The sequence below is a fragment of the Actinoplanes sp. NPDC019969 genome (assembly GCF_055562375.1).
Genome location: NZ_JBVHFK010000001.1, coordinates 718457 through 731178 on the forward strand (window position 1 = coordinate 718457; position 12722 = coordinate 731178).

General features: G+C 71.6%; 12 protein-coding genes and 2 pseudogenes. 7 read left to right on the forward strand and 7 right to left on the reverse strand.

Annotated elements, in window-relative coordinates; translation table 11 throughout:
- Nucleotides 1-186 precede the first annotated feature (186 nt).
- Both mshD and ACZ3II_RS03495 read right to left on the reverse strand, forming a co-directional pair.
- Nucleotides 187-1074: a mycothiol synthase gene (gene mshD / locus ACZ3II_RS03490; protein ID WP_465516022.1), complete on the reverse strand. Its 888-nt coding sequence runs from the start codon at nucleotides 1072-1074 to the stop codon at nucleotides 187-189.
- A 15-nt stretch (nucleotides 1075-1089) separates the two neighbouring features.
- Entirely contained in the window at nucleotides 1090-1806 is a 717-nt protein-coding gene (locus ACZ3II_RS03495; protein ID WP_106315799.1) for a winged helix-turn-helix transcriptional regulator, read from the reverse strand.
- 288 nt (nucleotides 1807-2094) lie between these two features.
- Between ACZ3II_RS03495 and ACZ3II_RS03500 the strand changes: the two genes are divergently transcribed.
- The 5 genes and pseudogenes from ACZ3II_RS03500 to ACZ3II_RS03520 all read left to right on the forward strand — a co-directional run bounded on the left by ACZ3II_RS03500 (nucleotide 2095) and on the right by ACZ3II_RS03520 (nucleotide 5455).
- Nucleotides 2095-3087, forward strand: a complete 993-nt coding sequence (locus tag ACZ3II_RS03500) for a hypothetical protein (RefSeq protein WP_465516596.1) — start codon at nucleotides 2095-2097, stop codon at nucleotides 3085-3087.
- Nucleotides 3088-3160: 73 nt separating this feature from the next.
- The gene (locus tag ACZ3II_RS03505) at nucleotides 3161-3952 is read left to right on the forward strand and encodes an LmeA family phospholipid-binding protein (RefSeq protein WP_465516023.1); all 792 of its coding nucleotides are present in this window, start codon (nucleotides 3161-3163) and stop codon (nucleotides 3950-3952) included.
- Between the two features lie 67 nt (nucleotides 3953-4019).
- Nucleotides 4020-4097: pseudogene (locus ACZ3II_RS03510) on the forward strand (Ms5788A family Cys-rich leader peptide); the annotation flags it as partial.
- Nucleotides 4098-4269: 172 nt separating this feature from the next.
- Nucleotides 4270-5118, forward strand: coding sequence for a sulfurtransferase (locus ACZ3II_RS03515; RefSeq protein ID WP_465516024.1), 849 nt, complete (start codon nucleotides 4270-4272; stop codon nucleotides 5116-5118).
- A 4-nt stretch (nucleotides 5119-5122) separates the two neighbouring features.
- Complete coding sequence (locus ACZ3II_RS03520; protein WP_465516025.1) at nucleotides 5123-5455, forward strand: DUF1416 domain-containing protein; 333 nt, start codon at nucleotides 5123-5125, stop codon at nucleotides 5453-5455.
- Between the two features lie 106 nt (nucleotides 5456-5561).
- Here the strand turns inward: ACZ3II_RS03520 and ACZ3II_RS03525 are convergent, their stop codons facing one another.
- Nucleotides 5562-6809 carry an AI-2E family transporter gene (locus ACZ3II_RS03525; protein ID WP_465516597.1) on the reverse strand — a complete coding sequence of 416 codons (1248 nt, stop codon included), beginning with the start codon at nucleotides 6807-6809 and terminating at the stop codon, nucleotides 5562-5564.
- A gap of 162 nt (nucleotides 6810-6971) precedes the next feature.
- On the opposite strand from ACZ3II_RS03525, the gene ACZ3II_RS03530 reads away from it, so the two are divergent.
- Nucleotides 6972-7268 (forward strand): GroES family chaperonin, encoded by a 297-nt coding sequence (locus tag ACZ3II_RS03530; RefSeq protein ID WP_465516598.1) that lies wholly within the window; start codon nucleotides 6972-6974, stop codon nucleotides 7266-7268.
- A gap of 2 nt (nucleotides 7269-7270) precedes the next feature.
- Here ACZ3II_RS03530 and ACZ3II_RS03535 read toward each other — a convergent pair.
- Both ACZ3II_RS03535 and ACZ3II_RS03540 read right to left on the reverse strand, forming a co-directional pair.
- Nucleotides 7271-8732, reverse strand: a pseudogene (locus tag ACZ3II_RS03535) (PrsW family intramembrane metalloprotease); the annotation flags it as partial.
- Complete coding sequence (locus ACZ3II_RS03540) at nucleotides 8729-9847, reverse strand: FUSC family protein (RefSeq protein ID WP_465516026.1); 1119 nt, start codon at nucleotides 9845-9847, stop codon at nucleotides 8729-8731. The gene ACZ3II_RS03540 and the pseudogene ACZ3II_RS03535, both read right to left, overlap by 4 nt.
- Nucleotides 9848-9877: 30 nt before the next feature.
- Here ACZ3II_RS03540 and ACZ3II_RS03545 point away from each other — a divergent pair, with 30 nt between their 5' ends.
- The gene (locus ACZ3II_RS03545; protein ID WP_465516027.1) at nucleotides 9878-10516 is read left to right on the forward strand and encodes an HD domain-containing protein; all 639 of its coding nucleotides are present in this window, start codon (nucleotides 9878-9880) and stop codon (nucleotides 10514-10516) included.
- A gap of 100 nt (nucleotides 10517-10616) precedes the next feature.
- Here ACZ3II_RS03545 and ACZ3II_RS03550 read toward each other — a convergent pair whose 3' ends face one another.
- Together ACZ3II_RS03550 and ACZ3II_RS03555 are read right to left on the reverse strand one after the other, a co-directional pair.
- Nucleotides 10617-10880, reverse strand: coding sequence for a DUF4031 domain-containing protein (locus ACZ3II_RS03550; RefSeq protein ID WP_465516028.1), 264 nt, complete (start codon nucleotides 10878-10880; stop codon nucleotides 10617-10619).
- On the reverse strand, nucleotides 10877-12676 hold the full coding sequence (locus ACZ3II_RS03555; protein WP_465516029.1) for a glycerol-3-phosphate dehydrogenase/oxidase: 1800 nt from the start codon (nucleotides 12674-12676) through the stop codon (nucleotides 10877-10879). The genes ACZ3II_RS03550 and ACZ3II_RS03555 overlap by 4 nt, the downstream gene beginning before the upstream one ends.
- Nucleotides 12677-12722: the final 46 nt, after the last annotated feature.

Below are 12722 nucleotides of genomic sequence, written 5' to 3' on the forward strand. Positions count from 1 at the left end.
CCCCGCTGAGTAGCCATCCACTGAGCTGAAGATAGCCAGAAGGTGAACCGCTCGCGCTTCACTCGACATGTCGGAAATATCCGGTGGCCCGTTATCGCAGCGAGATATCCGCTTGTCCGGGGCGTTATCCAAAAGCGGCGCCGGGGCCTACTGATAACGGCGGGCAGCCGTCAGATGACCGTTCGGTTACCCGAGGCGGTGGTAGTTCACATCCGTCTTGTAGACCTCGAAACCGAGCCCCCGGTACAGCTTCACGGCGGCGGTGTTCGACTCGTCCACATAGAGGCCGGCGACGGTCAGGCCGGAATCCGCGAGGTGCCGCAGGCCCGCCACGCTCAGCGCGGCGCCCAGACCCCGGCGGTGCCCGGCCGGGTCGACGCCGAGCACGTAGATCTCACCGAGCGCCGGCTCGTCGCCGGCGGCCGGGTGCACCTTGGTCCAGTGGAAACCGGCCAGGGTGTCGGTGATGTCGACGGCGAGCAGGAAACCGGCCGGGTCGAACCACGGCTCCGCCTCCCGGCCCAGCAGGTCGTCGAGCGTCCAGCGGCCCTGCTCGGGGTGGTGCGCGAAGGCCCGCGCGTTGACGCCGAGCCAGGCCTGCTCGTCGGAGCCGGGCCGGAAGCTGCGGACCGTCACGCCCTCGGGCAGCGGGATCTCCGGCAGCGGCTCGGCCAGGGAACGGCGCATCTGCCACAGTACCCGGGCCCGCTCGAAACCGTTGCGGGCGGCGAAGGCGGTCGCGCCGGGATCGTCGCCGTGTGCCCAGAACCGCAACGGGCCCGGGCCGGCGGCGGCCAGCAGCTCGGTGCCGACGCCCGCCCGGCGGAAACCGGGGTCGACGAACAGCTCGCCGGAGGCATCCTCCACGAAGGCGTAACCGGCGAGCCGGTCACCGGCATAGGCCAGCAGATGCCGGCCGTGGGAGGGAACGTCGCCGCGGACGCGCAGCACGACGTCCTCGGAGAGAGGCTGGACGCCGTCCAGGTGCGCGGCGGCAGCGGCCACCGCGAGCACGTCGTCCACCTCGGACGACGAGAGCCGGTCCGTGACACGGACCGGCTCTCGAGACGTCATGGCAGGAACTATAGATCAGACCGGAAGCGAGACCGGCTCGTTGTCCGGCAGCTGGCGGCCGGACGGCGGGACCACGAACTTGTAACCGACCTGGCGGACCGTGCCGATCATCGACTCGTACTCCGAGCCGAGCTTGGCGCGCAGGCGACGGACGTGCACGTCGACGGTGCGGGTGCCGCCGAAGTAGTCGTAGCCCCAGACCTCGCGGAGCAGCTGGTCGCGGGTGAAGACCCGGCCCGGGTGCTGGGCGAGGAACTTGAGCAGCTCGAACTCCTTGTAGGTGAGGTCGAGCGGGCGGCCCTTGAGCTTCGCGGCGTAGGTGTCCGGGTCGATGTTGAGCTCACCGGCACGGATCGAGCCGCCGGCGCCGGCGGTCGCGTTGTTGAGACGGCCGACCGACAGCCGCAGCCGGGCCTCGACCTCGGCCGGGCCGGCGCTGGCCAGGATGACGTCGTCGACGCCCCAGTCCGCGTTCAGCGCGATCAGGCCGGCCTCGGTGACCACGGCGATCAGCGGGACGCCGATCCCGGTGGCGTGCAGCATGCGGCAGGTGGCCCGCGCCTCGGAGAGCTCGGAACGGGCGTCGACCAGGACGGCGTCCGGGCTGGGGCCGGACACCAGGGTGCGCACGTCGCGGGGGGCGGTGCGCACCGAGTGGGGCAGAAGGTCCAGAGCGGGCAGTACGGCGGAAGGCTCACCGGCACGTGCCGTGACCAGCAGAAGAATCTCCACACTCACCTCCGTCCTCGCGGCTCGCGGGCCGCTCGGGTGACCCGGTCTGCGAAGCTGACATGCTGCGCCACCGGAGAATGGGGCCCGGCGTCACCGACGGGTGGGTTGCGCTTACCTTAACCGATGCATCTCGTCCGATACCCGGGTCGCACTCCCAAGTGATGTAGAGAACGCCAGGTAGGTGGCCGAACGGCCGATCCTTAACCAGCCTTTTACCCGAGCGGGTGGAGGTGCGGCGATTGGGACCACGGACCCGGTTCTGGCACGATCACAGGCGTGTTCCCCTCGATGCCGAACGACGACCCCTGGGACGCCGAAGCCTCCCAGCAGGTCGCGCGCATGAACCCGGGCCGGCCCAAGGCCGGGTTCGGCGCTGTCCCGGAGGACGAGGAGGAGAAACGTCCCTCGTCGGAGGAGCTCGAGGACGACGAGGAGTTCGAGGAGATCCCGGTCGTCCCGGTCCGGCCGAAGCTGTCGGCCGCGATCGGGGGCTTCGCCGCGCTGCTCGCCGTGGCGCTGATCGTCGGCAGTCATCTCACCGGGCCCGGCACCCGGACGCCGTACGCGATCGTGCTCTTCGGTGTGCAGTTGCTCGGCCTGCTCGCCTGGACCATGGCCCTGCAGCCGCCGGCCGCCGCCGCGACCGCCGCGGTGGTCGCGGTGACCGCGCTGATCGCCGACTACCTGGCGGTGACCGGCGAGCCGGGTGAGCTGCTGCCGCTGCTGTGGGTGACCCTCGGCGGCTTCGCGGTGACGATGGTGGCGCAGGTGGTCCGCGCCGCCGACCGGCAGCGGGCCAAGGACACCTGGCGCACCACCCTGCTGATCGTGTGCGGCGCGACGGCGTACGCGATCCTGATCGTCCTGACCCGGGAGCCGATCGGCTCGCAGGCCATCCTGGTCTGCTGCACCGGCGCGGGGGTGGCGCTGCTGGTGGCCCGGCTCACCGACGCGGTGTTCCCGAAACCGCGGATCGCCCTGCAGGTGCCGCGCGGCGCGACCGGCATCGTGCTCGGCGCCATGCTGGGCACCCTGGCCTCGGCCGTGCTCGGCAGCTATCTGGTCTTCCCGTTCACCCCGGCCAAGGGCGCGGTGCTCGGCCTGGTCGCCGCGGTCGCCGCGCACCTGATCGACCTGGCGGTCAACTTCGGTGAGGCGGGTCGCCGGCTGGCCGGGGAGGCGCCGACCTTCTGGCTGGCCCGGCACATGCAGGGGCCGCTCGGCGGGTTCGCGCTCACCGCGTTCGCGGCCTACGCACTGGCACACTGGTACCTCACCTGACCCGGCTGTTTCACCGCACCCTGGACCCGGGCATGTACGTTTCCAGGGCAGCCGGGCGGTAAGGGGAGGAACAGTGGCCGAGGTTTACGGATCGGCGCGTCCCCGCCGTCGCCGGGGGCGCAAGCTCCTGACCGTGGCGCTGGTGCTGCTGGCCCTGCTGGCGGCCGGGCTCGTCGTGCTGGACCGGTTCAGCAACTCGTACGCGGAGAACGTCCTGGCCGACAAGGTCACGCAGGAGGTGGCCGCCCGCAGCGCGTCCAGCAGCCCGCCCGTGGTGACCATCGCCGGCGTCCCGTTCCTCACCCAGGTCCTCGCCGGGAAGTACGAGGAGATCCGCATCGAGCTGCCCGACTTCCGCGCGACGGCGCTGTCCGGCGAGACGGTGCGGATGGATCTGCTCGACATCCGCGCGCGGGACGTGCGGGCCCCGCTCGAGGCGCTGCGCAGCGGCCAGGGCGAGGTGCGGGCCGGATCGGTCACCGGCGTCGGGACCATCGATTACGCGCTGCTCGCCGAGGCGACCGGCCAGGAGGGCCTGAAACTCGCCGAGAAGGACGGGAAGGTGGTCGGCTCGGCGACCGTGTCGATCTCCGGCCTGCAGAAGATCAACGTTTCCGCCGCCATCGATCTGAAGGTGGTCGACGGCAAGATCCGGGTGCGGTTCTCCGACGTCAAGGCGACGGACGTGCCGGAGACCCCGCTCGACGAGAGCAGTCTGACGTCCCTGCTGAAGGGCGACCTGCCGGACATCCCGGTGCCGGATCTGCCGATGAAACTGCAGCTCCAAACGCTGCAGCCGCTGCCGGAGGGCCTGCGGGTCGCGTTCGGGGCGACCGATGTGTCGCTCGCGGCGGCGGGTGTCTGACCTCACTCGATCCCGGATCGTGGTCGGCTCTGTTCCGTAGCGTGAGCACGCTGGTAGGGTCGGCCACATGAGTATGTTGCTCACCAAACGGCGCGCGGTCGACCTGTGTCGCGTGGCCGCGTGCCTGTGTCGTCCCGTCATCTGACGGGGCCACTCGGTGCTGAGCACCTCTTCTAGCTAGCCCAGGGCATCTCTAGCCCGGCAGTGGCGCCGTCGCACAGCAAGCCCGTGATCCCAACCACCTCTGGGTCCGCGCGGAGTGCGACAACACATCCGTGCGCTGACTCTCCCATCACCCATCTCCAAGGAGTGAATCGATGAGTCGCGACACCGCACTCGTCTCGGCCGACTGGGCCGAGCAGAACCTGGACACCGCCGGCCTCGTGTTCGTCGAGGTCGACGAGGACACCAGCGCCTACGACGGCGGGCACATTCCGGGCGCCATCAAGATCGACTGGAAGACGGACCTGCAGGACCCGGTCCGGCGGGACTTCGTCAACCAGGAGCAGTTCGCCGCTCTGCTCTCCGAGCGCGGCATCTCCAACGACGACACCGTGATCCTGTACGGCGGCAACAACAACTGGTTCGCGGCGTACGCGTACTGGTACTTCAAGCTGTACGGCCACGAGGCCGTCAAGCTGCTCGACGGTGGCCGCAAGAAGTGGGAGCTCGACGCCCGCGTCTACACCAAGGACGTGCCGGTCCGCGAGAAGACCGAGTACGTCGCCAAGGCGCCGAACCTGGAGATCCGCGCGTTCCGTGACGAGGTCGTCCAGGCCATCGGCGTGAAGAACCTGGTCGACGTCCGCAGCCCCGACGAGTTCGCGGGCCGCCTGCTCGCCCCGGCGCACCTGCCGCAGGAGCAGTCGCAGCGGGCCGGTCACATCCCGACCGCGATCAGCGTGCCGTGGAGCAAGGCCGCCAACGACGACGGCACCTTCAAGTCCGACGAGGACCTCGCCAAGATCTACGGGGAGGCCGGCCTCGACGGCAGCAAGGACACCATCGCGTACTGCCGCATCGGCGAGCGCTCCTCGCACACCTGGTTCGTGCTCAAGGAGCTGCTCGGCCACGAGAACGTCAAGAACTACGACGGCTCCTGGACCGAATACGGCTCCCTCATCGGTGTGCCGATCGCCCTCGGCGACGAGCCCGGAAAGGCCTGATCCCATGACTTCTCCCGCCAACGTCGCGGCCGGCTGCGCCGCCCCTGACCAGTCCGCGCCCCTCCCCAGCAGCGTGGACCTGGCCAAGGAAACCGTGATCACGGGTATCGTCCGCAACGCCGAGGGCGAGGCCGTCGGCGGCGCCTACGTGCGGCTGCTGGACGGTTCCGGCGAGTTCACCGCCGAGGTCGTCTCCTCGCCGGAGGGCCTGTTCCGCTTCTTCGCCGCCCCGGGCAACTGGACCGTGAAGGCGCTCAGCCGGCACGGCAACGGTGAGCTGGCCGTCGAGGCCGCCCGTGGCATCAACGAGATCGCGCTGACCGTGGCCAACGCCTGACCCACGCTCTGTTGACAAAGGCGGGACCCTTGCCGGGGTCCCGCCTTTTCGTCTCCCGACCGCGTGTGGATTTCGGCCGCTATGCGCGCCCGAAATCCACACGCTCTCAGACGCCGGTGGTGACCACCTCGGCGTGCGGGGGGATCTCCGGGCGGCGGCGGGACAGCCGCCGGACGGCGGTGTTGAGGACCGCGATCAGCGGTACGGCCACCAGCGCGCCGATGATGCCGGCCAGCACCACCCCGCACGCGATCCCGATGATCACCGCGAGCGGATGCACCGACACCGCCCGGCCCATGATCAGCGGCTGCAGGACGTGGCCCTCGATCTGCTGCACCAGGATCACCGCGCCCAGCGTGATCAGGGCGACCACCCAGCCCTCGTCGACCAGCGCCACCAGCACCGCGACCGCGCCGGACACGCTGGCGCCGACGATCGGCACGAACGCGCCCAGGAAGACCAGCGCGGCCAGCGGGAAGGCGAACTCCACCTCCAGCACCACCAGCGCCAGGCCGATGCCGACCGCGTCGATGAAGGCCACCAGCACGGTGGCCCGCACGTAGGCGCCCAGGGTGGCCCACGAGGCGTCGCCGGCGTCGGCGAGCGACCAGCGCGCGTTCACCGGGAACAGCCGGACGATGAACCGCCAGATGGCCCGCCCGTCCCGCAGGAAGAAGAACGTCGCGAAGATGACCAGCAGCATGCCGGTGACCAGCTCGGCGATGGTGGCGACGGTGGCGATGCCGGTCGACGTGAGCGCCGACGTGTTCGAGTTGACCCACTCCTGCGCGGTGGCGATGCCCTGGGCCACCTGGTCGTTGGAGAGGTGCAGCGGGCCGGTCTTGGCCCACGTCTGGATCTGGTTGACACCGGCCGCGGCGTTCTCGGTCAGCTTCGGCACCCCGGCGATGAACTCGTTGACCACCAGGGTCAGCGTGCCGACGAGCAGGCCGATGCCGCCGACCAGCACCAGGAAGGTGGCCAGCGAGCGGGGCAGGCGCAGCCGCAGCAGCCAGCCGACGGCCGGGCCGAACAGCGCCGACAGCAGCAGCGCGATGGCCAATGGGACGATCACGATGCTGACCATGCCGACCAGCCGCAGCAGCGCCCAGCCGATCACGCCGACCACGATCAGCCGCCAGCTCCAGGCCGCGGCGATCCGCAACGGCTGCGGGACCTCCGCGTCGTCCCGGCTGGCCGTCGAGTTGTGCACCAACTCCGGGTCGGAGGGGGCGGGGACGAACTCGTGCTCGTACCGCTCCGGCTCGGTCGCCGGACGCTCGGCCCGCATCTGCCGCACCGACTCCCGGCCTGAGTCGTAGGCTTTCTTCAGGTTGTCCCGGACCCGCTGCAAGCGGTTCAACCGCCTAACCCCCTCGACCTGTCGAATACGTGGTCATCACGCTAGTACGCGAATGCCCGTATCGGCTTCCCCGTGAACCTGGCTGTTCCGTGGCGGCGTACCGTCTGCAGCGTGAGTGCCGACACCCGTACCGAGGCCGGACTGCCGATCCGGATGCTGCACGACCGCGTTCTCGTCAGCCAGGACGGCGGTGAGGGCGAGCGCCGTTCCACCGCCGGCATCGTCATCCCGGCCACCGCCTCGATGGGTCGGCGCCTGTCCTGGGCGACGGCGGTCGGGGTGGGCCCCAACGTGCGTTCGATCGTGGTCGGCGACCGTGTGCTGTTCGACCCCGACGACCGCTCCGAGGTGGAGTTGCACGGCAAGGGTTACGTGCTGCTGCGCGAGCGGGACGTGCACGCGGTCGCGGCCAACCGGGTCGAGTCCGACGGGACCGGCCTCTACCTCTGAGGCGGGAGCGGATCCCGCACGAACGGCGGCGGCGCGAACGGCGGTGGCCCTCCGTAGCCCATCGGCATCGTGGGCAGCACGATCGGGATCGGCATGACCGGCTCCGGCGGCGCCGCCACGGTCCGCACCACCCCGTCCGGGAAGGTGATCCGGTAATGCCGCCCGTCCCACCAGGACGGCGGTGTCTGCGGGTCCCGCCCGGCGAAGGCCGACCGGTAGTTGGTGATCGCGAGCAGCAGATCCCGTTCCTCGGTGACCGCCCGGTCCATCTCCGCGGGGGTGCGCGGCAGGCCCCGGGTCAGCCCGTCCCGCAGCAGAGCCAGCTTGTTCGCGGCGAACTGGAAGTCACGCATCGCCCGCCGCCCGATCGGGCCGGCCACCCGGCGCGCCCACTCCCGGGCGGCGTGCCGGCGGCCCAGCGTGCCCAGAGCGGCGACCTCGGACGGGGCGAACCAACCGGCTTGGGCGTACGGGTACAGCACGCGCTCGGCCAGCCGGCCCTCCCAGCTGCGCCAGGCGATCGCGAAACCGACCACGGCGAAGAAGAGCGGGACCATGAAGCCGAGATAGCCGTACAACATGATCAAGGTCTCACCGGTGGCGACGGACAACGTCGGCAGCAGGTTGAAGATGCCGTGCAGGATCATCGCCAGCACCAGGCCGGCCAGCGGGGCGAGCCGCCGGACCGTCTTGTCGCCGGAGCGCGCCGCGATGCCCAGCCCGATGCCGGCCATCGAGGTGAAGAGCGGGTGGGCGAAGCCGGTGAAGATGATGCGCACGATGAAGATCAGGAACACGTTCTGCAGGCCGGTCGCCGGGCCGTAGTCGGCGGCTCCCTTGGCGTACCCGTGGCCGCCCAGGTAGAGCACGTTCTCCACCATGGCGAACCCGAGCGCGGAGAGCCCGCAGTAGACGATGCCGTCGGTGATGCCGGACCACTCCTTGCGGCGCCGCCAGAACAGCAGCAGCGGGCCGAGGAATTTCATCGACTCCTCGATCAGCGGCGCCACCAGCACCGCCACCAGCGCGTCTGGCAGACCGACCCGCTCGAAGAGCCAGGCCGCCCCACTGTTGACCGCCAGCGCGGCGGCGGTCGCCACCGCGGCGCCCCAGGCGAAGCAGAAGATCAGGTAATGCGCCGGCTCCGGCTCATAGCGATCCAGCCAGATGAAGGCGCTGGCCAGCAACGGCACCGGCAGGATCGCCGCGGTGAGGCCGATGGCCAGGCCGGCCGGGCCGATGTTGTAACCGAGGAAGATCAGCATGCCGATGGCGGCGAGCGCGATCAGCGTGATCGCCCCGCCGATCTCGACCCAGCGCCACCACCCGGGACGGCCCGGTGCGGGCAGCTGGGGCGGAGCCGGGGTCGGCGGCGCCGAGACCGGGCTGAAGGCTGCTGGTTCGTCGGCCATGTCCGCCAGCGTAGTCATCCCCGTCGCGCCCGACATGCCCCGCATCGATCATGAGGGCGTCAGCCCGGACCGGCCGGGCCGGCGGCGGCCGCTGCGGGGCCGGGCGCTCCAGCCGATCGCGTCCCGCACCTGGCGGGTGGCCTCGGCGTACTCCACACCGGTGGCGCGCAGCAGGTCGGCCACCGCGGTCCGGGTCTGCGCCACCACCACGCCACCGGAGTAGCCGACGCCCTCCCGGTAGGCGTGGCCGGACTCGGCGACCGCCCGCAGCGCCCGTTCCCGGGCGGCGACCGGCTCGATGCCACGGTCCCACTCCTGCCGCAGCAGCTCCACCGCGTCGCCGAGGTGCCGCACCGACTCGGGCAGCACCGCCGGGATCGCCTCGTGGTCGTTCAGCGCGGTCTGGGCCCGGCGCAGCAGCACCCGGACGTTGCGCAGCGCGTAGGTGAGCTGCGGGGCGCCGTCGACGTACTGGGCCAGGGCGCCGCGGGCCCGCCACCGGGCCGGGGCGAACGCCACGTTCTCCCCCGCCGCCTCGATCGCCGCGCTGAACGCCGCAAACGTGCCCTCGGCCGCCCGCAACCGCTCGAGCGCCGTCTGGATCACCGCCGGGTCGGCGGCGGCCAGTCCGCGGGCCGCGTCGTGCAGGCCGTCGGTGAAGGCCCGCAGCGCCGGATCGGCGGCCCGCCTGACCACGGTCAGCGGGTTCAGCGGCAGCAGGACGGTCATCACCACCAGGGCGATCCCGCCGCCGACCAGCGCGTCCATGAACCTGGTCCAGACCGGGCCGTTGGCGGTGGTCAGGGTGGCGACCAGGACGGCAGAGGAGGCGGACTGCACGATCAGCGCGGCCCCGCCGCCGGCCGCGGTCGCCAGCAGCACCGCGAGCAGCACGATCACGCCGATCTGCACGGGCCCGTTGCCGATCAGCAGGATGATCCCGTCGCCCAGGCCGATGCCGGCGGCGACCCCGATCACCAGTTCGGAGGTGCGCCGCAGCCGCTGTCCCACCGAGGAGCCGAGCGCGATCACGGCGGCGATCGGCGCGAAGAACGGCATCGGGCGGCCGAACAGGTCGTGCGCCACGTACCAGGCGAGACCGGCGGCCAGGCCGGCCTGGATCGCGAGCATCAGCCCGGCCCTGGCACGGGAGAGGACCACGGTCATGATCTCCAACCTACGTGCCAGGATGCCTACGTGACATCACTGCCCGAGGCCTTCCGCTCCGCCGCGCGTGGCGCCGGCGCCACCGCGAGCGACGACGACCTGGACGCGGCCGCCCGGCACCTGCTGAGCTGCTGGACCGAGCCGCAGCGCCACTACCACGACGTGAGCCATCTCGCGTCGGTGCTCGACGTCGTCGATCGCTTCGCTCACCTGGCACCCCACCCCGATCGGGTACGCCTGGCGGCCTGGCTGCACGACGCCGTCTACGACCCGCGTGCCCTGGGTGACGCCAACGAGCGGGACAGCGCCGAGTTCGCCGCCGGCCTGCTGGTCAGCCTGGGCGCCCCGGACGAGGACGCCGCCGAGGTGGCGCGCCTGGTCAGCCTGACGGCCGGCCACGCCACCGAGGACGACGACCCGGACGGTGAGCTGCTCTGCGACGCGGACCTGTCGATCCTGGCCGCCGACCCGGACCGGTACGCCGAGTACACCGCGGCGATCCGCCGGGAGTACGCGCACGTCCCCGACGACGCGTTCCGTGGCGGCCGCTCCCGGGTCCTCACCGAGCTGCTGAAACTCCCGTCGATCTACCGCCTGGAGCCGCTCCGCGAACAGTGGGAGGACCGGGCCCGCGCCAACCTCACCACTGAGCTGGAACAGCTCGCCTGACTTCCAGCGTGTTGATTTCGGCCGTCATACGCGCCCGCAATCAACACGCCAGGTGCCTGAGTTCCGGCGTGTTGGTTTAGGGCGCGCATAGCGGCCGAAATCAACACGCCAGGTGCTTCGGGCGGCGTAGACCCGCCGCCCGGAGCCGAGCGGTCAGCTCCCGGGAGGGCAGCAGGGTCGCGCCCAGCCAGATCGCGCTGCGGAACCGGAACTCCGGGATGTCGTAGTGGTCCCGGTCGAAGGCCCGCCGTGGCGCCCCCAGCATCTCGGCGAAGGCGTGCAGTTCCTCGTACGACACGTCGCTGACCAGGTGCGACCAGAGGCAGCCACGGCCCGGCCAGAGCGGCTCGTCGACGAGGATCACAGGTCGATCTCGAGCAGCGGCTCCCGGCGATCGGCGGCCAGCCCGCGCACGTCCGGCGCGCCGATCCGGGCGGCGTCGGCGGTCGCGTCGTCCGGCATGGTCTGCGACTGGCGTTCCGCGGTGACCCGGGCCAGGTAGTGCTCGACCTCCTTGCGGCGGACGGTGGCGTCCCAGCCGAGCGCCTCCCCCATGATCTCGGCGGCGTGCTCGGCGGACTCGGCGCCGCGGTGCGCGGTCTCGATCGAGATGCGGGTGCGCCGGGTCAGCACGTCGTCCAGGTGCAGGGCGCCTTCGGCGAGGGTCGCGTACGCCACCTCGGCCGCCAGGTATTCCGGGGCGCCGGCGAGCGGCTGGGCCAGCCGCGGTTCGGCGGCCATCATCGCGAGCAGGTGGACGGTGAGGGTCCCGTACCGCTCGAGGAGGTGTTCGACCACGCCCGCCGTGACACCGTGCCGCCGGGCCAGGTCGTGCCGGTCCCGCCAGGCGGCGGCGTAGCCGTCGGCGCCGAGCAGCGGGAGCTGGTCGGTGCGGGACGGGCCGGCCTCGCCGCCGAGCCGCCACACCGCCCGGTCCACCACGTCGGCGGCCATCACCCGGTACGTCGTGTACTTGCCGCCGGCGACCAGTAGCAGGCCCAGCATCGGCTCGACCACCGCGTGCTCGCGGGACAGTTTCGAGGTGGAGTCGGCCTCGCCGGACAGCAGCGGGCGCAGGCCGGCGTAGACGCCTTCGATGTCGTCGGTGGTGAGCGGCCGGTCAAGCACCGTGTTGACCTGGTCGAGCAGGTAGCGGATGTCGCGGGCGGAGGCGGCCGGGTGGGACCGGTCGAGCTGCCAGTCGGTGTCGGTGGTGCCGATGATCCAGTGGCCGCCCCACGGGATCACGAACAGCACGCTGGTGGCGGTCCGCAGGATCAGGCCGGCCTCACCGGTGATCGCCGAGCGGGGCACCACCAGGTGCACGCCCTTGGAGGCGCGGACCCGGAAGCCGGGGCGGACCCCGACGTCGCTGAGCATCCGGGACATGTCGTCGCTCCACACACCGGTGGCGGCGACGACCGTACGCGCGCGAACCTCGAAAGGCTCGGAATCCGGGCTCTCCAGATCGCGCACCCGGACCCCGACCACCTGCCGGGCCTCGCGCACGAACCCGGTGACGCGCGCGCTGGTCACCACGGCCGCGCCCAGGCTGGCCGCGGTCCGGGCCAGGTTGACCACCAGGCGGGCGTCGTCGACCTGACCGTCGAAGTAGCGGATCGCGCCGGCCACCCGGTCGGCGCGCAGGCTCGGGAACAGGTGCCGGGCGCCGTCGCGGGTCAGGTGCCGGTGCAGCGGCATGCCCCGGCCGGCGCCGAAGATCCCGGCGAACGCGTCGTACGCCGCCACGCCGAGCCCGTAATAGCCCCGCTGCCAGGCCCGTTTCGGCAGGCCGGCGCTGGGCAGCGGAACCAGGATCGGGACCGGGCGGACCAGGTGCGGGGCGAGGCGGGTGGCGAGCAGCCCGCGCTCGGTCAGCGCCTCGTGCACCAGGCCCAGCTCGAGCTGTTCCAGGTAGCGCAGGCCGCCGTGGATCAGCTTGCTGGACCGGCTGGAGGTGCCGGCGGCCAGGTCACGGGCCTCGACCAGGGCGACCTTGAGACCGCGGGAGGCGGCGTCGACAGCGGCGCCGGCGCCGGTCACGCCGCCGCCGATCACCAGGACGTCGAACTGCTCGTCACGCAGCCGCCGCAGATCAGCGGTGCGCCGGATCGGGGACAGGCGGCCGGCGGAATAGCGGGAGACCGAGGGATCACGCACCCGTCCCACGTTAGCGCCCGCAGCGGTCACCCCGGCGGGGGAAAGT

What these genes read in the sequence shown, in the direction of transcription:
- mshD (WP_465516022.1), bottom strand. Translation starts at nt 1,074, where the DNA reads ATGACGTCTCGAGAGCCGGTCCGTGTCACGGACCGGCTCTCGTCGTCC.
- ACZ3II_RS03530 (WP_465516598.1), top strand. Translation starts at nt 6,972, where the DNA reads ATGCTGCACGACCGCGTTCTCGTCAGCCAGGACGGCGGTGAGGGCGAG.
- ACZ3II_RS03500 (WP_465516596.1), top strand. Translation starts at nt 2,095, where the DNA reads ATGCCGAACGACGACCCCTGGGACGCCGAAGCCTCCCAGCAGGTCGCG.
- ACZ3II_RS03515 (WP_465516024.1), top strand. Translation starts at nt 4,270, where the DNA reads ATGAGTCGCGACACCGCACTCGTCTCGGCCGACTGGGCCGAGCAGAAC.
- ACZ3II_RS03540 (WP_465516026.1), bottom strand. Translation starts at nt 9,847, where the DNA reads ATGACCGTGGTCCTCTCCCGTGCCAGGGCCGGGCTGATGCTCGCGATC.
- ACZ3II_RS03520 (WP_465516025.1), top strand. Translation starts at nt 5,123, where the DNA reads ATGACTTCTCCCGCCAACGTCGCGGCCGGCTGCGCCGCCCCTGACCAG.